Below are 20,704 nucleotides of genomic sequence, written 5' to 3'. Positions count from 1 at the left end.
GACACTAATGCCTGCGGAAAACGCACCTATCGAACCCGTCAACATCCTGCTGGTCGACGATCAGCCGGGAAAGCTTTTGACGTATGAAGCCATTCTCGACGGGCTCGACGCGACGCTCATTAAAGCAACGACTGCCGAGGAAGCACTGACGGCGCTCCTCAAGACGGACATCGCCGTCATCCTGATGGACGTGTGCATGCCCGATCTCGATGGCTTCGAGCTTGCCGCGATGATCCGCGACCATCCACGCCACGAAAAGACGGCGGTGATCTTTATCTCGGCAGTGCGGCTTGAGACGGACGATCTTCTGAAAGGCTATCGAACCGGTGCCGTCGATTACGTGTCCGTGCCGGTCGTGCCGGAAATCCTGAAGGCAAAGGTGCAGATTTTCGTCGAGCTTTATCGCAAGACACGGCAGCTTGATGCCCTTAATGCGGAGCTCGAAGAACGCGTCAAGCAACGCGCCGAACAGCTTGAGGCGTCACACGCGGCACTGCAAGAAAGCTCCGAGCGGCTGCGCCTCGCGAGCGAGGCCGCGAAACTTGCCACGTTCGAATACGATGCCACAACGCAGATGCTGCGCTGGTCGGCGAACACTTCAGACGTGCTACATCGCGATGTTCCCGAACAGCAAAGCTTTGAAGACTTCATGTCGGTCGTGCACGATGACGACCGCGAGATGGTCAGAAACTATGTCCGCACGGCCAACTATGCCGACAGCATTGCGGAACTCGAATATCGCGTGACGAGTGCACGCGGCATTTCGTGGATTCTCGCACGCGGACGCGCAATCAACATCGGCGAAACACAGCGCGTGCTCGGAACGGTACTCGACATTACAGAACGCAAATCGGCCGAGAGCCATCAGCAGCTTCTGATGGCCGAGCTTGACCATCGCGTTAAAAACATCCTCGCGAATGTTGCGGCAATTGCCCGGCTTTCAAGCGCCAATGCGGTTTCGGTTGCGTCGTTTGCGTCCGCGCTCGACGGGCGCATTCATGCGATGTCGTCGGCGCACGATCTGTTGCGCCAGAGCAGCTGGACGGGCGTCGACCTACACGAACTCGTGCAGGGCGCACTCGCTCCGTTCCGTTCTCGCAGCACGAACGACATCATCGTCGACGGCGACCGCATTCGCCTGACGTCCAAGTTCGGGCAGTCGATGGCTCTCGTCCTGCACGAACTCGTCACCAACGCCGTCAAGCATGGCGCGCTCTCGACAGCAGGTGGCAAGGTCAACGTTGGATGGTCGCGCATCACGACGCCGGAAGGCGATAAGATCGCGTTCTCGTGGCAGGAGCGCGGAGGACCTCATTGCAGCAAGCCGGCGCGCAATGGTTTCGGCCTTGCGGTGATCCGCAGCGCTGCATCGGAATGCGGCGGCACGGCTGAGATGACTTTCTCGCCCGAAGGATTCCAATTCGATTTCCAAGGCGAGCTTTCGTCACGCACACAACTCGTCGGCACGCGCCATATCGCGATCGTGCCAAAGGCGCGCACGCCTCTTCCCGCTGCAAACATCCCGGCTCCGAGGAGCTGCCGCATTCTTCTGGTCGAGGATGAAGCCTTGATTGCCATGCAGTTGAAGCTTGATCTCGAAACGGAAGGGCATACGGTCGTCGGGCCATATGCGCAGCTTTCGGAAGGCTTGCGTGCAGCGACGGAAACCAATTTCGATATTGCGCTGCTCGACATCAACCTCGGCGCCGATAACAGCGCGCCGATTGCCGAGATTCTCGATCGGCGGATGATCCCGTTCGCCTTTACGACCGGCTACAACGACCTCGTGTTCCTGCCGCCGCGCTTGCGGGAATATCCACATCTGAAGAAGCCGTACAATCCGGGCGACGTAACGGATCTCATCAAGATGCTCGCCTTTCGCGCCGATGAGCAACACGCCGCCAGCACCTCCAATCAGGTCGCGTGAAGGATAATTTCAGCCGATACGATGGGCGTTCACGCGCATTCACGCGACCTGCGGCCATGCGACATTGTGCGGTGCGGGAAACCCGCGCTAGTTTCCAGACGTTGTTTTCGTTTTCAAAGCCTGTCTCGCGGGGAATTCGATGACTGCCAGTTCCTATCGTTCTTCACTCGATGTCGCGGCTATCGGCAACGGCCGTGTCGCGGCGCTGATCGACAAAGGCGCGCGCATCGTCTGGTGGTGTTTTCCGCGGCTCGACGGCGATCCGATTTTCTGCCGTCTGCTTGCGGGCGACGAGGAGAAAGGTTTTTGCGACGTCGTGCTCGAAGGCCAGGTGTCGGCAACGTCGAGCTACATTCGCAATACCTGCATCCTCGAAACAATACTCATTTCGGACAGCGGCGCAGCTGTCAAAGTGACGGACTTCGCGCCGCGTTTCTGGCGGTTCGACCGCTCGTTTCATCCGACGCAACTCATGCGCCGCATCGAACCGCTGCGCGGCTTGCCACGCATTTCTGTTCGCGTTCGGCCGACGCACAGCTATGGGCAGGTCGCAGCCAGCGCTTCGCACGGCTCGAACCACGTCCGATATACATGCGGATCGAATGCCATTAGAGTCACGACGGACATTCCCATTTCCTATGTCGTGCATGAGACGCCGTTCGCCCTGACGCATCCGATGACGCTCGTTATCGGTTCCGATGAGCCGATCGACAGCTCGATGGATGCTTTGTCTCGCGAATTCCTGGAGCGCACGCGCGACTTCTGGGTGGCGTGGGTGCGCGGCCTCGCCGTCAGCTACGAATGGCAGCCGGAAATCATTCGCGCCGCGATCCTGCTCAAACTCTGCACGTTCGAAGAGACCGGCGCGATAACCGCTGCGCTTACGACATCCATTCCAGAGGCCCCTAACACGCCGCGCACCTGGGACTACCGGTTCTGCTGGCTTCGCGACGCCTATTTCGTCATTCGTGCGCTGAACCGCCTCGGCGCGACGCAATCAATGGAGAATTACCTCGACTACATCACGACCATTGTCGCGGACGGCAAAGGCCCGCTGAAACCCCTCTACGGCATCGTACACAACGATATTGCCGCCGAACGGATCGCACCGGATCTCAATGGTTATCAAGGCATGGGGCCTGTTCGGCTCGGCAACCTCGCGTCGGACCAGCTGCAGCATGACGCCTATGGCAGTGTGATCTTAGGCGCTACGCAAATGTTCATAGATCAGCGATTGCCCCGGATGGGCGACGCCAGCATGTTTCGCGAGCTTGAGGCGCTCGGCGAACAGGCGCGCTTGCTCTATCTCGAACCGGATGCCGGCATCTGGGAATATCGCGGGCGCCAACGCATCCATACGCATTCCGCCACCATGTGCTGGGTCGCATGCGATCGGCTGGCGCGCATTGCAAAGATCCTCGGCCTCGGCGACCGGATGGCGTACTGGGCGGAAGCCGCCGAGAAAATCCGCGCGGAAATTCTCGCGCGTGCCTGGAGCGACAAGCGCCAATCGTTCACGGGAGCGTTCGATCATCAGGAGCTTGACGCGAGCGTTCTGCTGCTGCCCGATCTGGGCTTTCTGCCGCCCGACGATCCGCGCTTCGTCAAGACGTGCAACACCATCGGCCGCGAGCTGATGCGCAACGGGCTGATGCTACGCTATGCGGCCGAAGACGATTTCGGATTACCGGAATCGGCGTTTCTCGCCTGTCAGTTCTGGTACATCGATGCGCTCGCCTCGATCGGCCGCGCCGATGAAGCGCGTGAGCTGTTCGGTGAAATTCTAAGTCACCGGAATTCTTTCGGAATGCTCAGCGAAGATCTACATCCCTCGACGGGGGAGCTTTGGGGCAATCTTCCGCAGACGTATTCTATGGCCGGGCTGATCAATTCCGGCATGACGCTCTCCCGGAAGTGGGAAGACGCATGGACCGGATCAGCGGCGGCGCATCACGATGACGCCGAAAGCAGCAACAAACAGAGCCGAAGCGAGCGAGATATCGTTTCCGCCGTTACACGCAGCAACGGCGGCGGAGCGTTCGACGTCAACGGATAAGACGTTCCGCAGACGCTTCAATGCAGAGATGAAGCACGGCCGCGCGTGCGCCGCGTCGTGGCCTGTTTCAAAACGGCGACGAGCCGGCACTGGACGCCATCTTCGTTGAACTGTCTTTCGACTTGTGCGGTCGGAAAGCCGCTGTCGATCAACGTCGTTCCGAGCCCTCGCCGTTCGGGAGCGCTGACGGGGGGGCCGCCGCGCTCACTCCAGAAAAGTTCGAACTGGCTGTCGTCATTGTCGAGGCGGGTGAGCGTCCAGGTCACGGTGACCCGGCCGCGATCGTTCGACCAGGCCCCGTATTTGATGGCGTTGGTGCCCAATTCGTGCAGCGTCAAAGCAAGCGCGCTGGCGACGTCACTCGGCACGATCGTTTCCGGCCCGCGCATGACGAAACGCGCTGAGCCCGGCGGCACCAGAGGTTTCATGGTTTCGGAGATCAGCTCGCTCAATGGCGCGCCGATGAAGTTGCGCGTCGCGACGAGATCCATGGCGTTACCCATCGCCGAAAGTCGACCTCCAAGCGCGGCGGCAAACTGATCGATATCGCGCGTGTAGCGGGCTGATTGGCTCACAAGTCCAGCGATGACGGCGAATGTATTTTTCAGGCGGTGGCGTAGTTCGACATTGAGTTGTTCAAGTTGCATTTCACCCAGAGCACTGTCCTGCAGCAGTGCTTCATTGCGCGAGCGCTCGTTCAGCAGACCTTCGACCTTGCGGTTCAAGATGTGAACCACGGCGACGATCAAAACCGAAAGGATCGAAAAGCTTACAAGCGCGACGACGGTCGCATTGGTTATCGGTAGCCAGCCTGGACCGGGCAGATAGAAATACCATCCTGCGAAGAAGGAAGCGACAACCACCAGCAACCCGGGTCCCGTTCCGGCGATGAGTGACGCCAGCAGAACCGCGATGAAGAACGTGAGAAACGGCGTATTGTCCTGCAGCCATTGGGACAGCGCCAGTCGCGCTAGCGCCGCGACTGCAAAAATTGCCAACCCCAACGGATATGCATACTGCGGCTTACGTCGTAGCCGCGGAAAAACTCGCTCGATCAGGTTGTCGACGAGTTGAACCATTCGTTGCACGAACGGCCCGCGCCTCCATTTTGCATTCCACGCCAGTGACGCAGCAAAGGCGCCCCAGCCCCCCAAAGATTACACAGGCTTTTCGGTAGCATGAATTGCCGATGAACGCGAGAGTTCGGGACGTTGCCGAGACCGATACGGACGTCGCAGCACAGGCTCGCTGTGGGCATTTTGCAGTGCCAAAAGAACGTATCAAGAACAAATAAACGGGCGATAAACAAATCCGGGAACCTGTCGCAATTTCGCGGGTTTATACTTCGTGGTGCTGCGCGAGGGGCCGGTATCAGATCAGTTTCTCGCGCGCGTGGAAGGAGGTCTCTTGGCCAGACTCGTCATGGTCTCTAACCGCGTCATCGACTTCAACGCTGCCCAACAGGCAGGCGGTGTCGGTGTCGCGATCTACAATACCCTCGAACGCCAAAGCGGCTTTTGGTTTGGATGGGACGGTCAAATCGAAGAGACCGATCAACCCGAGCCCAAGTCTATTACTGTCGGTGGACATACCACGGTGACAGAGCCGCTCACGGCAGCCGATTACAACGACTACTATCTCGGTTATTCAAATTCGGTTCTTTGGCCGGTCTTTCATAACCGCCTCGACCTCGCGCAATTCGAAGCCGGATATTACGCGCGCTATGTCGAAGTGAATGCGCGGTTTGCGCGCCATCTGGCGCCCCTGCTTAAGCCCGACGACGTTATCTGGATACACGACTATCACTTGGTGCCGATGGCGCGAGAGCTGCGCAAGCTCGGCGTCGAAAATCCAATCGGTTTCTTTCTGCATATCCCGATCGGTCCGGCGCAGTCGCTACTTGCGATCCCGGAGAACAAAGAGATTGCGCGGGCGCTCGGCGCCTATGATCTCATTGGGTTGCAGACGCAGTCAGATGTCCGCAACCTGATCGATTTCTTGCAGCGGAGCGTCTATGGCAGGCTGTTGCCTTCCGGGCGTATCCGCGTCGATGACACCGAACTCGACATCGGCTGTTTTCCTGTCGGTATCGACCCGAAAGATTTTGCATTCGGGCCGGGCGAGGAGGAAGCCTTGGCGGCGAACGAGGCTGGCGATATCCATCGCATCATCGGCATCGACCGGCTCGACTACACGAAGGGACTGCCACAAAAATTCAAAGCCTACGGCAAATTTCTCGAAGACTTTCCCGAGTATCGCCGGAGCGTCGTGCTTTCGCAGTTTGCGCCGCCGACACGCGAGAGTGTCGAAGCGTATGCAGACATCAAGGCCGAGCTTGAATCGCTCGCCGGTTCTATCAACGGGCGCTACGGCGAACTCGATTGGGTGCCGATCAACTACATTCACCGCACGATCCCGCGCAGCGAATTGCGTGATATCTACCGAACGTCGCGCATCGGTCTCGTTACGCCGCTAATGGATGGCATGAACCTCGTCGCGAAGGAATATATCGCGTCGCAGAACCCCGTCGATCCGGGCGTGCTTATCCTGTCTAAGTTTGCGGGCGCCGCTGAGCAACTCTCGGACGCTGTGCTCGTTAATCCCTATGACCTGAACGATATCTCTCAGGGCATCAAGACTGCACTGGAGATGTCTCCCGCCGAACGGCGGCAGCGTTACCAGAAGCTGATGAAAACGGTCTGCAAGAGCGATGCGGACGCGTGGGGCAGCAGCTATTTCTCGGCGCTGCTTAAAGCGGGTCAGCGTCGTATCGCACGGTCGCCGAAATCGCCACCCGAAATGGGAAAGGCGCTCGAGCGCTTGCAACGCGCAACTAAAAAAAACACCACTGACAGCCGGCTCTCGGCAAATGTGGGGACATGATGAATGTTACGGTAGATAAAATCAGCATTCGGAAGTCGGATGAGATCATCAAAAGCCCAAATATTCTGTGCGTCGATATCGGCGGCACGCTGATCAAGGCCGCGACCGTCAACGAGAACGGCACGTTGATCTCGGACTTCATCACGACACAGACGCCAAAGCCGTCGACACCGGAAACGATCGTCGATCTCATCGTCGACGTCGTAAAATCGCTTCCGGCTTTTGGGCGTGTTTCCGTGGGGTTTCCCGGTGTCGTCGGGCGACATCACGTCAAGACCGCGCCTAATCTCGGAACGCCGCATTGGAGCGAGTTCGATCTCGAACTGACGCTCACTCAGAGGCTCAATGCACCGGTGCGCGTGCTCAACGATGCCATCGTCTACGGCCTTGGCGTCGCCAAGGGGCCAGGCCGCGAATGCGTCCTGACGTTCGGCACGGGCATGGGATGTGCGCTGTTCGTCAACGGCTCGGCCTTCTTCGGGCTGGAGCTTGGACAGCATCACGCGCGCGACGATATCAACTACGATCGCTACATCGGACACACGGCCTATCTTGAACTCGGCCTCGAAGCTTGGAATGAGCGTGCCAAGTATGTCTTGAGTTCCGTGCAGGGCCTGACGAACGTTGACCGGCTTTACATCGGCGGCGGAAACTCGCGGCGCCTGACGTTCGATCTTCCGCCCTGGGCTAGCGTGGTGCCGCCTTCCACCGGCATTTCGGGCGGCGCGCGGTTGTGGCGTCCGGAGATGGATCAATGGTTCCGACAGACAAGCGATCTGATGGGAGCCGCTTCGGAACAGCGATGAACGTCCTCACCATTGGCGGCGCAATGGTTGATACGATCGTCACGATCGCAAGTGACAAGATCGAACAGATCAAGATGCGCAACGCCGAGAGTTCATTTCTGTTGCTCGAAGAGGGCCAGAAAACCGAAGTCGAGGAGATCGCGTCGAGCGGCGGCGGCGGCGCGCTGAACTCTGCGGTGGCCGCGGCGCGGCTCGGCCATAACACATCCATCATCGCAAAAGTCGGCCATGACGACAAAGCCGATATCGTGCGCAGCCTGCTGCGCGCAGAAGGCGTGGACATCACGTGGCTAGCCGCCGACAAGAGTGAGCCAACGGGCTCATCCGTCATCATCTCATCGCATGATCGCAACGCTGCCGTCTTTACCTACCGCGGCGCCAACACGCGTTTGCGACCGGAGGATTTTCCTGCCGAAGCGTTCGCCGGACGTCAGCTCGTGTACGTGGCCAATCTCAGCAATGAGTCGGCAGATTGCTATCCGCTGGTCGTGGAACACGCGAAAAGCGCCGGGGCGCGGCTTGCGGTCAATCCCGGCATCCGTCAGCTTACGGCGCGCTTCGACGATTTCTGGCAAAGCCTCAAACATATCGACATTCTGTGCGTGAACCGCGCCGAAGCGCAGACGCTGATGCCACGACTGCTGCAATCGTTCGGAGACGGCGGAGCTCCGCTGATCGTCGGCAATGACGATCCGCTGCCGCCGCTGGCCAAGCGTGGCCTGCGTAACGGCGGATACGAGATGACGCTTGCCAAGTTTCTGAGCGCGCTGATCGAACTCGGCGTCGGCGCCGTCGTGCTGACGGACGGTGCGAACGGTGCGTTCATCGCCAGAGGGCAAGATCTTCATTACCGCACGGCGCAGCATGTCGTCGCAGCGGCAACAACAGGGGCCGGCGACGCGTTCTCGGCCACGTTCGCATGTTATCTAGCAGACACGAACGATGCCGTACGGGCGCTCAGCGCAGCTTCGATCAATGCCGCGAGCGTCGTGCAGCATATTGATACACAGACGGGGCTTTTATCCCGGCCGGTGTTAGAGCGAGAACTGGCGCACGAAAGCGAAGCTGCGCTTCTCAGTTTCCCGATCTAGGAAGGACATTCGGAATGCAGCATTTGAGGGTCGAGCAAACCGATACGGGTATTTCGCCGCGCGAGCGCGCTGCGGCACTGCGTGCGAACGTCGAGAAGCTTGTTTCGTCCGAGGAACCGGTTGCGATCTTTCTCGATATCGACGGCACACTGCTCGATGTCGCCCTGACGCCATCAACAGTGCATGTCCCGCCCATTTTGCCGGATCTCATCAGCTCACTGTCCCAGCGCCTTGCAGGCGCCGTTGCGATCATCACAGGACGGCCGCTGATGGAAGCCGATCGCCTGCTCAGTCCCTCGAAGTTCATTGGTGCGGGCGTTCACGGTGGACAGATGCGACTTGCGGCTGACGGCGAGATCGAAGCGTTGACGCCGAGCTTCGATCCCGGACTGCAGGCTGCGATCAAGAAGATCGTGCATGAATTGCCTGGCGTCGTCTTCGAAGACAAAGGCAGCGGCATCGCCCTGCACTACCGGCTGGTTCCCGACATGCAACAGCCGTTGACCGATCTTCTCGAAGCGCTGCTTCCGCTCTATCCCAACCAATTCAAGATCTGCGGTGGGCGGAAGGTCGTTGAAATCCTGCCGGTCGGCTTCTCGAAGGGACTGGCGCTGCGCCGAATTGCGTCTCTCCCGCAGTTTGCGAACAAGACGCCGGTGATGCTAGGCGACGATATTTCAGATGTCGATGCATTCCAGGCGGCGGAGGATTTGAGCGGCTTCGGTCTGAAAGTCGCGGGCGAGAATTTCTCGAAGGACGAAGCCTCGTTTCAGGGGCCTGCCGACGTCCTGAACTGGCTACAGATGCTCGCGGGAACGGGACGCTGACCGCTGCTGTGCGCTTTGGCAGACGGGACTAGGCCCGTTCAGCATATATTTCGCCCGCAGGCGGTGTTTTTGGGTACAATCCAAAATCCGTTCGAGGAGATGCCATTGCCCCCTGAACATCCGCGCGTGCTTCGAGGCCGGTGTTCCCATTGCACGGCACGGTCGCTGCCGAGGCGCTCTTTTCGCATCGTGCGCGCCACATATGGACAATCTTGACTTGTCGGTATGTGCCTTGAATCCAAGCGTATCTCAGACCCTTGAAGCCGCCGGTGAAATGTCGGCGGACGATGTAATACTTGAAAAAATTGATGGGCATTTCCAACAGAAGCCGCGCGAACAACATCACCGGAGAGGAATTCTGCGCGTGCTTTGCCGAGAGTAGCATACGCTCCCCCAGCTTCTGCTTCAGGTCATCATAGCTCCGATAGGAATAATGATAGACCGAATGCCGAAGGCTGCCGACGGCATGGCCGCCCATCACGACAGTGTCATGGACATGCGAATTGCGAAAGCGGACGACTTGGCGATCGTATAGCCGGACGTACCAATGGTCGCGCGCCCAACGCCTCGGCCGCTGATCGCCGGGATAAACGAGGTCTAGAGCCATGGCGTATGCAATTTGTGCCGGATGCCCTGCCGAGAACATGCCGATGATCTCGTCGCGAAGCTCGGGCGTCACCACCTCGTCAGCGTCGAGGTTCAGAACCCAATCATTTCTGCATTGATCTTCGGCGAAGCGCTTTTGCGGCCCGAACCCGAGCCACGGTTGCGTAATGACGCGGCATCCTTCAGCTAAAGCCAGGGCCGTCGTATTGTCGCGGCTTTCGCTATCTACGACGACGACTTCGTCGACCCAAGATTTGACGGAACGAATTGTGCGAACAATGCGATCAGACTCGTCCTTAGAAATAATGAAGCATGAAATTGGCAGTCGGCTCATGCAGGATGCCTTTCAATGCGTCTAATATCAAAAAAAATATAAAGTATATCCGTATCTCCTAGCCGCGTTCCTTGTCAGGGGCCACTAATCGATTTTAAGACAACAAGACATTTTGGTTACAGCGTCGCCACAGAACCACAGACGCGATGATGCAGGAACCGCGCGCCGCGGATAACTCCTTGACTCAGGTTGTCCACGCTTTTTCCACCCGCAAACCTAAAAATTTCTGCATCTGCCTGCTTCCTGCCACGAAGGGCGGCTGGACCGCGGCCTCAGGGCGTCAACCGCGGCGTTTTTTTTGCGTCGGACCGTATTTTCGCTTGCACGTGTAACGGCGACGGACACGGATTCGCGTGCTGCGGATCGCCCACGCCTCTCTGCCCGGCGCCTTCGCCTGTGGGGGACGCCTTGTCGCGTGTGGCCTCGCCTCGTGCGCCCCGCGGGAAACTTGACGACAGCAGTATAGTTTTGTTTATGCTTTTTCGCACTCGCGGCAGAGTGAGGGACCAGAGAAGGTCATCCTGACAAAATGACGTTACGCAGTATTTTCGGAACACACCACATTTGGCGATTGGTTGCGGTCGTTCTTTGCATCTCCGGCACGGTGTCGTTCAGCGTCATGCCCGCGACGGCGCAGGACGTCGGGGCGCCAGCCGCACAAGATGTCGGGGCTACAGCGCCCGCTCTTCCCGCCCCGGTCATGACGGCGCCCGCCCCAGCCGAAACGCCCGCTCCCGCGACTGCGGTCACCGAAAGCACGCCTGCCGGGGCTGATAACGCTGCATCGTCACCGGCTTCGCCATCGACCGAGGCGACGAGCGCTGCGTCTGCGCTATCGGAGACGGAACCGAATGCGGAAGACGCATCGCCGAAAAAAGCGGACCTTCCGCACGACCTGTCACCGTGGAAAATGTTCCTTGCCGCCGACAGCGTCGTAAAGGGCGTCATGATCTTTCTGATCCTCGCGTCCGTCACGACGTGGACCGTCTGGCTGGCGAAATCCCTCGAGCTTGCGGCTGCGAAGCGGCGACTGGTCTCGGCGTTTTCACGCATCAACGCAACGGCGAGCTTGGCCGAAGCCGCGCAACGCCTCGGCGACAGCAAACGTTCGCGCTCCAAACGCTGCATCGTGTCGTCGTTCATCAATCTTGCGATCACAGAGCTGCGTCTTTCGGCCGATATCGCGGACAAGAACGGCATCAAGGAACGGGTGCAGTCGCGGCTCGACGGATTGTCGGCGGCGGCAGGGCGGCACATCAACCGCGGCACGGGCGTGCTCGCGACCATTGGATCGACAGCGCCGTTCATCGGTCTTTTTGGCACCGTCTGGGGGATCATGAACAGCTTCATCGGCATCTCGGAGACACAGACGACGAACCTCGCGATCGTCGCTCCGGGTATTGCCGAAGCGCTGCTCGCAACTGCGACAGGCCTGATCGCGGCCATCCCGGCGGTGATCACCTACAATCATTTCTCGCGTCAGATCTCGCGGTACAAAGCGTTGATCGGCGAAGCCTCAGCTGAAGTGATGCGGCTTGTCTCGCGTGATCTCGATCGCGGCATGAAGCCCATACTCGCGCAGCAGGCGGCGGAATAATCAGGGCGGCGGCGATGGCTGGAAGACTGGACGACGGCGGCGACGATCTCGTCGAGAACCACGAGATCAACGTGACGCCGTTCATCGACGTGATGCTCGTGCTGCTCATCATCTTCATGGTGGCGGCGCCGCTGTCGACAGTTGACGTTCCGGTCGATCTGCCGGTCGCGAAGGCCAAGCCGCAGCCGCGCCAGAAGAAGCCCATCTTCCTCACGATCAAGGCCGACCTCTCGCTGGCGCTCGGCAACGGCCCGATCAGCCGCCGCGATATCGGGCCATCGCTCGATGCGGCGACCGGCTCCGACCGTCAGCAGCGAGTCTTTCTGCGCGCCGACAAAACGGTGCCCTACGGTGAGATGATGAAAGTCATGAACCAGCTGCGCACCGCCGGTTACGTCAAGATCGCGATGGTTGGGCTGGAAGATATGTCGGGCGGCGCGGCGTCCCCTTCTGCATCGGGTAACTCCGTTTCGACCAACCAACAATGACATGCTGACGACGCTCGACATCCTTGAACCAGCGTGGCACGGCCGGTTCCGGTGGACGATCGCTGCGATCGTCGTCGTGGCGCTGCATGTCGGCGGAACGCTTGCCATGTTGCATTCGCCGCCGGTCGAAGACGATGCCGACCCCGAGGGCGCGATGATGATGGAACTCGCGGCTGTGGCGGTTGCGTTGCCCGAGCGATCAGAAAATCTGGCGATCGGTGCACCCTCGGAAGATTCCGTCGCGACGCCCGCTACCGAGGAAGTCAAGGAGGAGCAGCCCAAGGAAGATCTGCCGCAACTGGAAGAAGCGCCGCTCGTCGAAAATCCTGAAGTCGTGCTGGAGAAGGTCAAGCCGGAGGAAGTCAAAGAGAAGCCCCAAGACAAACCGGTGCAGGAAGCGCAGCCGGAGATGCTTGCTTCGCTCGCTGCCGCGCCGCCACCGATCGACGTCAAGGAAATTGGCCCGAAGGCAACCGCACCCAATCAAGGGATGTCGCGCAAGCCGAACGCCGCGGAGTTGACGTGGCAGAAGGCGCTCTACATGCACATCAGCAAATTCAAGCGCTATCCCGATCAGGCCCGCAGCCAACGTGTCGAAGGCGTCGCGACCGTCATTTTCTCGATCGATGGCGGTGGCAACGTTTCAAACGTGCGCATTTATAAAGGTTCGGGCTCGTCGATCCTCGATGACGCAGCAGTCAGCATGCTTCGGGCTGCCGCGCCGTTGCCGGCGCCCCCAAAAATGGCAGAAGCTTCGCAGCCATCGGGGAATACCGCTCGCACGATCGCGCTTCCCATAAAATTCAACGTCCGCTGATCGACGTTACAGGTCTTCCGGCCGCTGAATTGCACCGTTCCGCATTCTGAACCGCATACAAAATGTGGCGTTATCGGAACGATCTAAGACCTTCGTCAATCGTGCGTATTTTAATTCTTGACCGAAGGAGTAAAGTACCATTGTTTACAAATTCGTAAGGAACCAGATGGGGGACCGGGGAAACTCTTCTGACTTCCAGTTTTTTGCGTTTGGGAATGGGGGAATGCAATGGAAGTTTTTTGGGAGGCAAGATCGCCCGACGACGAACTGTCATATGGTTCAGGCGACGCCACCAAATTGGGAGCACTAACGCTCGGCTTCGCAACGATGGTTCTCGCGAGCGGCGGGGCGGCAGCGCAACAAGCTCCGGCGGAGGAACAGGCGGTCCTGCCGCCGCTTGAAGTTACGGCGAAGAAGAAAGCGGTAGCAAAGAAAAAGACCGTTCAAAAAAAAACCGCGCCTGTCGCGGCAGCGCCCGTCGCTCCGCAGCCGACAGAAGCGCAGCAGGTTCAGCAGGCCACTGACGCACTCACCCCGAGCACCGGCAATACGCTACAGGCAGGCACAGGCATCGGCCGCCTCCCCGGCAGCGTTCAGGACACGCCGCAGGTCGTGAACGTCATTCCAGAGAAGCAATTGCGCGAGCAGAATCCGACTACTGTCGAGCAAGCGTTGCGGGCCGTTCCCGGCATCACCGTTGCCATCGGCGAAGGTGGCGGCGGCATGAACGGCGACCAGTTCCGCATCCGCGGCTTCGAGGCCAAAGGCGATCTCTATGTCGACGGATTGCGCGACTTCGGCGTCTATGTGCGCGATAGCTTCGCAACCGAAGAAATCGACGTCATCAAGGGTTCGTCTTCGGAAACGTTCGGTGCGGGAACAACGGGCGGTGTCGTCAACCTTCGTCAGAAGACGGCTCACCTCGGCGATGCCACAAGCATCGAATTCAGCATCGGCACCGATAACTTTTATCGTGGCGTCCTCGACGTCAATAAACAGATCAACAACACGACGGCGGCACGCGCCGTCGGCATGTACCACAGCCAGGATTTTGCGGATCGCGACCACATCGAAAGCGAACGCTGGGGCTTCCTGGGGTCGCTCGCCTTCGGTCTCAACACCGATACGACGTGGACGCTCAACTACCTGCATCAGGAAGGTGATCGCACACCGGACTTCGGCGTGCCGATGGTCTTACGGCCGGGAGCGACCACGGGCGGCCTTCCCGTAACTGAGCTTGGGGTCGATCGCTCGAATTTCTACGGCATTGCTTCGGACCACGACAACACGAAAGTCGATATGGTCACGTCGCATTTCCGCAAGGACGTTTCGAGCGCTATCACGTTCTATAACGATACGCGATTGGCGTTCTACGACCGAGATTTTGCGACGACCGTTCCGGGCTGCTCTTCGGGTCCTGTCGGCACGACGACGTGTGCGTCACAGTTCTTCGCCGGTCTTGATCCGAACGTCTCCAACGGTGGCGGCAACCCGACGATCATTCAGAATTCGTGGGGCATCCAGAACGTCGCGAGCGGCGTGGCGAAATTCAGAGCCTTCGGCCTGAAGCACGAAAGCGTCGCGGGTATAGACGTATTCTATCAAGAGGACGATCGCCCCGGATATTCGCAGTTCGGGAGACCGTCGGGAACTGCCGGCGCGAGTGCGGGTGCGCCGATCCGCGACCCGGACTCGTTCTTCTATCAGTACTACCCGGTCAAACGTAATCCGGTGAACGATCGGTCGAGCGACGGCACGGAACTCGGCTTGTTTGCCAGCGATCGCGTCTGGCTGACGAACCAACTTTCTATTCTCGGCGGTGCCCGCTGGACGACTTTCGATTATAACTTCCAGCAGCCCAACGCTGCGCCGCCGCTCGATGCGTCCTCGACCGGCAACTACTGGAGCCCGAAAGCGAGTGTCATCTGGGAGCCGACGAAGTCTCAGACGTACTATTTCTCGTGGTCTAAATCAGCATCACCGGTCGGGCAGTTCGTCACTAACGCGACGAACCCGATCACGCTCACCGTCCCTCAGAACGCAGTAGAAGAAAACGAAACCTATGAAGTCGGCGCGAAATGGAGCCTTCTCAATAATCGCCTTGGCCTAACGGCAGCGCTCTTCCAAGTCGAGAAGAACGGCGTCGTCACTCCCGATCCGGATACGGGTGACCTGATCCAGACGGGCGAGTCCCAGCGCGTTCGCGGCTTCGAAGTCGGCCTCGCAGGCCAGTTGACGAAAGCATGGACGGCAAACGTCGGCTACACGTACCTCGACAGCGAGGTGACGGGCTCAACGACACCTGCAAACATCGGCAACAAAATCGGCGGCGTTCCCGCAAGCTCGGTCAGTCTCTGGTCAACCTACAATCTGTCGGAAGAGCTTATCCAAGGTCCGGGAAAGTGGACCATCGGAAGTGGCTTCATCTACCAGAGCCAGATGTTCAGCATCTCGGGTTCCAACACCAACGCGTACGTCGTCCCGTACACGTTCAGTCTCGATGCGATGCTGTCGTATGAGCTCGACGGGTGGCGGTTCGCCGTCAACGGCTACAACCTGACAGACCGTGTGAACTACGACCAATCGTTCGGCAGCCGCGCCACGCCATCGGCCGGCACGAGCGCCGTGTTCACGATCGGCAAGAAGTTCTGAGGTCCACGGCGATCTCAGCGAACGTAACCTGCAGGAGGGCGCCCAACGCCCTCCTGCACACCATTTTATGAGTTACCGATGCTTGTTCAAATTCCTGACGTACTTAAGCCGGAAGAGGTCGCGGCCGTCCGAAACATTCTCGAACAGTCGGCCTGGGTGGACGGCAAAGAGACGGCAGGCGAGCAGGCCGCCAGTGCCAAGCATAATCTGCAAATCCGCGAAGGCTCTAAAGCGGCCATGGAGGCAGGCGATATCATCCTGCGTGCACTCGGTCGCAATCCGACGTTCAATTCCGCAGCGCTGCCATTGCGCGTGCTGCCGCCGCTGTTCAACCGCTATGACGCGGGCATGAAATTCCACGCGCACGTCGACGGTGCGATCCGAGCCATTCCAGGCGCCGGAATGCGCATGCGCGCCGACGTCTCGACGACGCTGTTCCTGAGCCCACCTGAAGACTACGACGGCGGCGAACTGGTCATCGTCGACACGTATGGCTCGCACACCGTGAAGCTTCCCGCCGGACATGCCATCGTCTATCCGTCGACGAGCCTGCACAGCGTGACCGAGATCACGCGCGGCAGCCGCTGGGCATCGTTCTTCTGGACCCAATCGATGATCAAGGACGACGGGCGGCGCGCGTTGCTGTTCGATCTCGACGCTGCGATCCGAGACGTTCGCTCCGTCCTTCCCGACGATCAGCCGGGCGTGTTGGGGCTGAGCAGCCACTACCACAATCTGTTGCGGCACTGGGCTGAACTGTGATGCAACACGATTTAATAGACGAGGATTTCGAGCTGTCGATCCCCGAGCCAGGCGCACGGTATCAGCCGCTCTACATCCGCGAAACGGAAGAGGGCTTCGCGCTTCGCCTCACGCGCGATCCGGAAACGGCGGCTCGACATGTGCGCTCCGAAGCCGTGAACGGGTCGGTGAAGGCGCAGGTCGCCTGGGGTTATATGCTGCTCGACGGGCATGGCGTCGAACGCGACCCCGATGCGGCGCTACGCTGGTTCAGGATTGCTGCCCACAGCGGCGATGCCGATGCACTCAACATGGTCGGCCGCTGCTATGAGTGCGGCTGGGCTGTTGCTGCCGATCCGGACGAAGCCATTCGCTGGTTTCGTCTCGCGGCCGATAAAGGACACGCCTGGGCGCAGTACAATCTCGGCAAGCTCCTGGCGCGTGGTCACGGCGGCAATCGCGATCCGCGCGTCGCCCTATCGTTGCTCGTTAGCGCAGCGCGGCGCGGCGTTCCCAAGGCCATGAACATGCTGGGCCGATTTCGCGAAGACGGCGTGATCGGCGCGCCGAAGCCGCAAGCGGCAGCGCGATGGTTTGCGCGTGCCGCCCAGCGCGGATGTTTCCGCGGCCAGTTCCATCATGCACGATATCTCGTCGCATTCGGGCGCATCGACGAAGCCGAAAAATCGTTTCGCGCGTCATTGGCGCAGGCGCCTGATAAATACCGCCGCGATGCTCTCGCCATGCTGCGCAACCACCCAATTGAGAAGATCCGCCGGATTGCTCTCGATACGCCCCCAACGGTGCGGGAGCCGCGAGCGTGAATATCAACGTGCCAGATGCTCAGATGCGGCGCGCGGAACGCTCCAACCGACGTGCGGAATGGATGCGACAGCTGCGGCAATGGCACTGGATCAGCGGTGCGGTGAGCCTCGTCACGATGCTGCTTTTCGCGGTGACGGGCATTACGCTCAATCATGCGGCGAGCATCGAAGCCAAGCCGTCGGTCACGACGGCGAAGGCAACGCTTGATCAATCGAGCCTGAAGCCGCTGGAAAGCGCTCCGACAAAGGGACGGTCGCCATTTCCTGCTGCAACCGCGGCGGGGATCGCAGCCGCAACCGGCGTGGATGTCGACGGCCGCGATGTCGAATGGTCGGACGACGAGGCCTATGTGACGCTGCCCCGTCCGGGTGGCGATGCGTGGATCTCGATCGACCGCGAAACCGGCGAACTCACTTACGAGAAGACCGATCGCGGCTGGATCGCCTATCTCAACGACCTGCACAAAGGGCGCAACGTCGGCGCCGCATGGGGCATCTTCATCGACGTCTTTGCGCTGTGCTGCGTCGCATTCTGCGTGACGGGTCTCCTGCTCCTGCAAATGTACGCACGCGGACGACCGAGCACATGGCCGGTCGTCGGGTTGGGCGTGGTCATCCCGATCCTGATTGCGATTTTGCTCATCCACTGACACACAAGGCAACAAAAAGAATGCGAACTCTCTTTTTGACCGTTGGGCTTACCGGTCTTGCCGCAACGCCGGCGCTCGCCGCAGATCTCGAAATTTCGGTCGAGGTCCCTCACCTCGATGTTGCCGAGTACCACAAGCCGTACGTGGCGGTGTGGCTTGAAGGTCCGGACCGGCACGTCGCGGCCAACCTCGCCGTCTGGTACGACATCGCCAACAAGCGCAACGAAGGCGAAAAGTGGCTTAAAGACCTCCGCCAATGGTGGCGTCGCGCCGGCCGCGAGTTGAAGCTCCCGGCCGATGGACTGACCAGCGCAACGCGCGCGCCAGGCACGCACTCAATCAGCATCGACGACGACAAGAACAAAATCTTGAGCGGGCTTGCTCCGGGCCAATACCAGCTTGTCGTCGAAGCAGCGCGCGAAGTCGGCGGGCGTGAGGTGGTGAAGATCCCTGTGCAGTGGCCGCTGCAAAAAGGGGCGACGATCAGCGGCAAAGGCGAGCACGAACTCGGAACCGTCACTATCAGCACGAAACCATGATGCAATCTGGGATACCGCGAACCATGAAACGTCTCGTATACGCCGCAGCGGCGTTCGCATTTCTTATTCCGGCAGCGGCTGACGCCCATCGGGCATGGTTGCGGCCGTCGGCAACCGTTTTGTCCACCAAAGATACGTTCGTCACCGTGGACGCTGCGGTCTCGAACGATCTGTTTTATTTTGAATTCCGTCCTCTTCCCCTCGACGGCCTGCAGATCACGGCGCCGGATGGATCGACAATCGCGCCTGAAAATGCGAACTCCGGCAAGCTTCGCAGTACCTTCGACATTCCACTGAAAGCGCCCGGCACCTATCGCATCGCGCTCGTCGACGACCGGCTGATGGCGCAGTATACCGATAATGGCGAGAAGAAGCGCTGGCGCGGCAAGGTCGAAAACCTGAAGGAAATCCCGGCCTCGGCGAGCGATGTTGTCGTGATCCAATCGCAGCGCCGCATGGAAACGTTTGTGACGGCGGGCAAGACCGACGAGACCGCTCTGAAGCCTGCGGGCAAGGGCCTCGAAATGCAACCGATCACGCACCCGAATGATCTCGTGGCCAACGACGAAGCGAGCTTCAAGCTTCTGCTCGACGGCAAGCCTGCAGCAGATACGAAGATCGAGATCGTGCCTGGCGGCGTGCGCTATCGCAATCAGCCGGGCGATTTCTCGGTGACGACAGACAAGGACGGCGTGTTCAAGGTCAAGTGGCCTGAAGCCGGCCTATACTGGATGGAAGCGAGCGTCACCGACGACAAGCCCAGCGTCAAGGAAGCGAGCAAGCGCCGTTCGACATATGCAGCAACGCTTGAGGTGCTTCCGGAATGACGGCCGCGGCGCGGCGGGTCTTGATCCCGCGCCGAACGCCGATACCCGCGACGCTCGCAGCGCTGCGCACATTGTCGGTGTGCCAGATCGGCGGCGAAACAATGGGAACGACGTGGAGCGCCAAGATGGCGCTCCCGCGCAACGCCAACGTCGATGCCCTTCGATGCGGGATCGAACGCGTGCTGGCGCAGGTGATCGCCGAGATGAGCCCGTGGGAGCCAGCGTCGGACCTTTCGCGTTTCAATGCTGCGCCCGCCGGAACGTGGCATCCTTTGGCTGACGGGTTCTTCAAGGTGCTTTCCAGCGCGCTCTCCTGTGCGGAGCGAACGGGCGGCGCATATGATCCGACGGTCGGCGCGATTGTCGATCTGTGGGGCTTCGGTCCGTTTCACATTGCGCCCGGCTTGCCGGACGGGGCGGCGCTCGATGCAGCGCGTACAGCGTCCGGTTGGCGCAGCGCAATGCTCGATAAGGAAAACCGGCGCGTGTTTCAGCCCGGCGGCTTGCGGCTCGATCTCTGCGCCATCGCCAAGGGCTACGCCGTTGATGAGGTCGTCTCGGTGCTGCGCGTCGCGGGCGTCAGCAATCTCCTCGTTGAGATCGGAGGAGAACTCAGAGGCGAAGGACTAAAACCGGACGGGTCGCCCTGGTGGGTGGAATTCGAACGGCCGCGCCACACACAGGCGGCTGATAGGACCTGCCCCGAGACCGTGCTTGCGCTCGCAGGGCTTTCCGTTGCGACCAGCGGCGACGAGCAACGATATTTCGAGCACGGCGGCCGCCGCTATGCCCACACGGTCGATCCGCGGACCGGATTCCCGACCGCCCACGACCTGATCTCGGTCACCGTCGTCTCGGACGACTGCATGACGGCGGACGTGCTGGCAACGGCGCTTACTGTGCTGGGACCTGAGGAAGGGCCAGCATTCGCAGCGGCAAATGGGTTCGCGGCCCGGTTCGTGTCCTTCGACGGCCGTGCCCTAACGGAACGCATCACGCCTGCCTTGGCGCAGATGTTGTACTGACGCGATGTTTTGAA

Annotated in this window: 18 protein-coding genes; 16 read left to right on the top strand and 2 right to left on the bottom strand. The window is 60.0% G+C overall.

What is annotated here, in order from left to right:
- Positions 1 to 7: 7 nt before the first annotated feature.
- Entirely contained in the window at positions 8 to 1,927 is a 1,920-nt protein-coding gene (locus tag RLW55_RS13105) for a response regulator (RefSeq protein WP_409560398.1), read from the top strand.
- Positions 1,928 to 2,066: 139 nt separating this feature from the next.
- On the top strand, positions 2,067 to 3,983 hold the full coding sequence (locus RLW55_RS13100; protein WP_409560399.1) for a glycoside hydrolase family 15 protein: 1,917 nt from the start codon (positions 2,067 to 2,069) through the stop codon (positions 3,981 to 3,983).
- 17 nt (positions 3,984 to 4,000) lie between these two features.
- On the opposite strand, the gene RLW55_RS13095 is transcribed toward RLW55_RS13100, so the two are convergent.
- Positions 4,001 to 5,062, bottom strand: coding sequence for an HWE histidine kinase domain-containing protein (locus RLW55_RS13095; RefSeq protein ID WP_414464633.1), 1,062 nt, complete (start codon positions 5,060 to 5,062; stop codon positions 4,001 to 4,003).
- 328 nt (positions 5,063 to 5,390) lie between these two features.
- On the opposite strand from RLW55_RS13095, the gene RLW55_RS13090 reads away from it, so the two are divergent.
- From RLW55_RS13090 to otsB, 4 genes are read left to right on the top strand one after another with little or no spacing between them, the layout of a single operon-like run.
- On the top strand, positions 5,391 to 6,866 hold the full coding sequence (locus RLW55_RS13090) for an alpha,alpha-trehalose-phosphate synthase (UDP-forming) (RefSeq protein WP_409560400.1): 1,476 nt from the start codon (positions 5,391 to 5,393) through the stop codon (positions 6,864 to 6,866).
- Positions 6,863 to 7,672, top strand: a complete 810-nt coding sequence (locus RLW55_RS13085) for an ROK family protein (protein ID WP_423414433.1) — start codon at positions 6,863 to 6,865, stop codon at positions 7,670 to 7,672. The genes RLW55_RS13090 and RLW55_RS13085 overlap by 4 nt, the downstream gene beginning before the upstream one ends.
- Positions 7,621 to 8,763, top strand: a complete 1,143-nt coding sequence (locus RLW55_RS13080) for a carbohydrate kinase family protein (protein WP_423414432.1) — start codon at positions 7,621 to 7,623, stop codon at positions 8,761 to 8,763. Before RLW55_RS13085 ends, RLW55_RS13080 begins: the two co-directional genes overlap by 52 nt.
- Before the next feature lie 14 nt (positions 8,764 to 8,777).
- On the top strand, positions 8,778 to 9,590 hold the full coding sequence (gene otsB / locus RLW55_RS13075; protein WP_423414431.1) for a trehalose-phosphatase: 813 nt from the start codon (positions 8,778 to 8,780) through the stop codon (positions 9,588 to 9,590).
- A gap of 28 nt (positions 9,591 to 9,618) precedes the next feature.
- Here the strand turns inward: otsB and RLW55_RS13070 are convergent, their stop codons facing one another.
- The gene (locus RLW55_RS13070) at positions 9,619 to 10,530 is read right to left on the bottom strand and encodes a glycosyltransferase family 2 protein (RefSeq protein ID WP_423414430.1); all 912 of its coding nucleotides are present in this window, start codon (positions 10,528 to 10,530) and stop codon (positions 9,619 to 9,621) included.
- A 529-nt stretch (positions 10,531 to 11,059) separates the two neighbouring features.
- On the opposite strand from RLW55_RS13070, the gene exbB reads away from it, so the two are divergent.
- From exbB to RLW55_RS13020, 10 genes are all read left to right on the top strand, one after another.
- Positions 11,060 to 12,127: a tonB-system energizer ExbB gene (gene exbB / locus RLW55_RS13065; RefSeq protein ID WP_423414429.1), complete on the top strand. Its 1,068-nt coding sequence runs from the start codon at positions 11,060 to 11,062 to the stop codon at positions 12,125 to 12,127.
- Between the two features lie 14 nt (positions 12,128 to 12,141).
- Positions 12,142 to 12,615, top strand: a complete 474-nt coding sequence (exbD, locus tag RLW55_RS13060; RefSeq protein WP_409560406.1) for a TonB system transport protein ExbD — start codon at positions 12,142 to 12,144, stop codon at positions 12,613 to 12,615.
- Position 12,616: 1 nt separating this feature from the next.
- Positions 12,617 to 13,432 carry an energy transducer TonB gene (locus RLW55_RS13055; RefSeq protein WP_409560407.1) on the top strand — a complete coding sequence of 272 codons (816 nt, stop codon included), beginning with the start codon at positions 12,617 to 12,619 and terminating at the stop codon, positions 13,430 to 13,432.
- 228 nt (positions 13,433 to 13,660) lie between these two features.
- Positions 13,661 to 16,084 carry a TonB-dependent receptor gene (locus RLW55_RS13050; RefSeq protein WP_423414428.1) on the top strand — a complete coding sequence of 808 codons (2,424 nt, stop codon included), beginning with the start codon at positions 13,661 to 13,663 and terminating at the stop codon, positions 16,082 to 16,084.
- Between the two features lie 78 nt (positions 16,085 to 16,162).
- Positions 16,163 to 16,846: a Fe2+-dependent dioxygenase gene (locus RLW55_RS13045; RefSeq protein WP_423414427.1), complete on the top strand. Its 684-nt coding sequence runs from the start codon at positions 16,163 to 16,165 to the stop codon at positions 16,844 to 16,846.
- Positions 16,846 to 17,649: a tetratricopeptide repeat protein gene (locus tag RLW55_RS13040; RefSeq protein WP_414463076.1), complete on the top strand. Its 804-nt coding sequence runs from the start codon at positions 16,846 to 16,848 to the stop codon at positions 17,647 to 17,649. The genes RLW55_RS13045 and RLW55_RS13040 overlap by 1 nt, the downstream gene beginning before the upstream one ends.
- The gene (locus RLW55_RS13035) at positions 17,646 to 18,299 is read left to right on the top strand and encodes a PepSY-associated TM helix domain-containing protein (protein ID WP_414463077.1); all 654 of its coding nucleotides are present in this window, start codon (positions 17,646 to 17,648) and stop codon (positions 18,297 to 18,299) included. The genes RLW55_RS13040 and RLW55_RS13035 overlap by 4 nt, the downstream gene beginning before the upstream one ends.
- 20 nt (positions 18,300 to 18,319) lie before the next feature.
- Positions 18,320 to 18,838: a DUF2271 domain-containing protein gene (locus tag RLW55_RS13030; protein WP_423414426.1), complete on the top strand. Its 519-nt coding sequence runs from the start codon at positions 18,320 to 18,322 to the stop codon at positions 18,836 to 18,838.
- Positions 18,839 to 18,861: 23 nt separating this feature from the next.
- Positions 18,862 to 19,665, top strand: coding sequence for a DUF4198 domain-containing protein (locus RLW55_RS13025; RefSeq protein ID WP_423414425.1), 804 nt, complete (start codon positions 18,862 to 18,864; stop codon positions 19,663 to 19,665).
- On the top strand, positions 19,662 to 20,690 hold the full coding sequence (locus tag RLW55_RS13020; RefSeq protein WP_423414424.1) for an FAD:protein FMN transferase: 1,029 nt from the start codon (positions 19,662 to 19,664) through the stop codon (positions 20,688 to 20,690). The genes RLW55_RS13025 and RLW55_RS13020 overlap by 4 nt, the downstream gene beginning before the upstream one ends.
- Positions 20,691 to 20,704: the final 14 nt, after the last annotated feature.

It is taken from the genome of Hyphomicrobium sp. B1, assembly GCF_049532635.1.
Lineage (GTDB): Bacteria > Pseudomonadota > Alphaproteobacteria > Rhizobiales > Hyphomicrobiaceae > Hyphomicrobium_B.
This window is presented reverse-complemented; position numbering and strand designations above follow the sequence as displayed.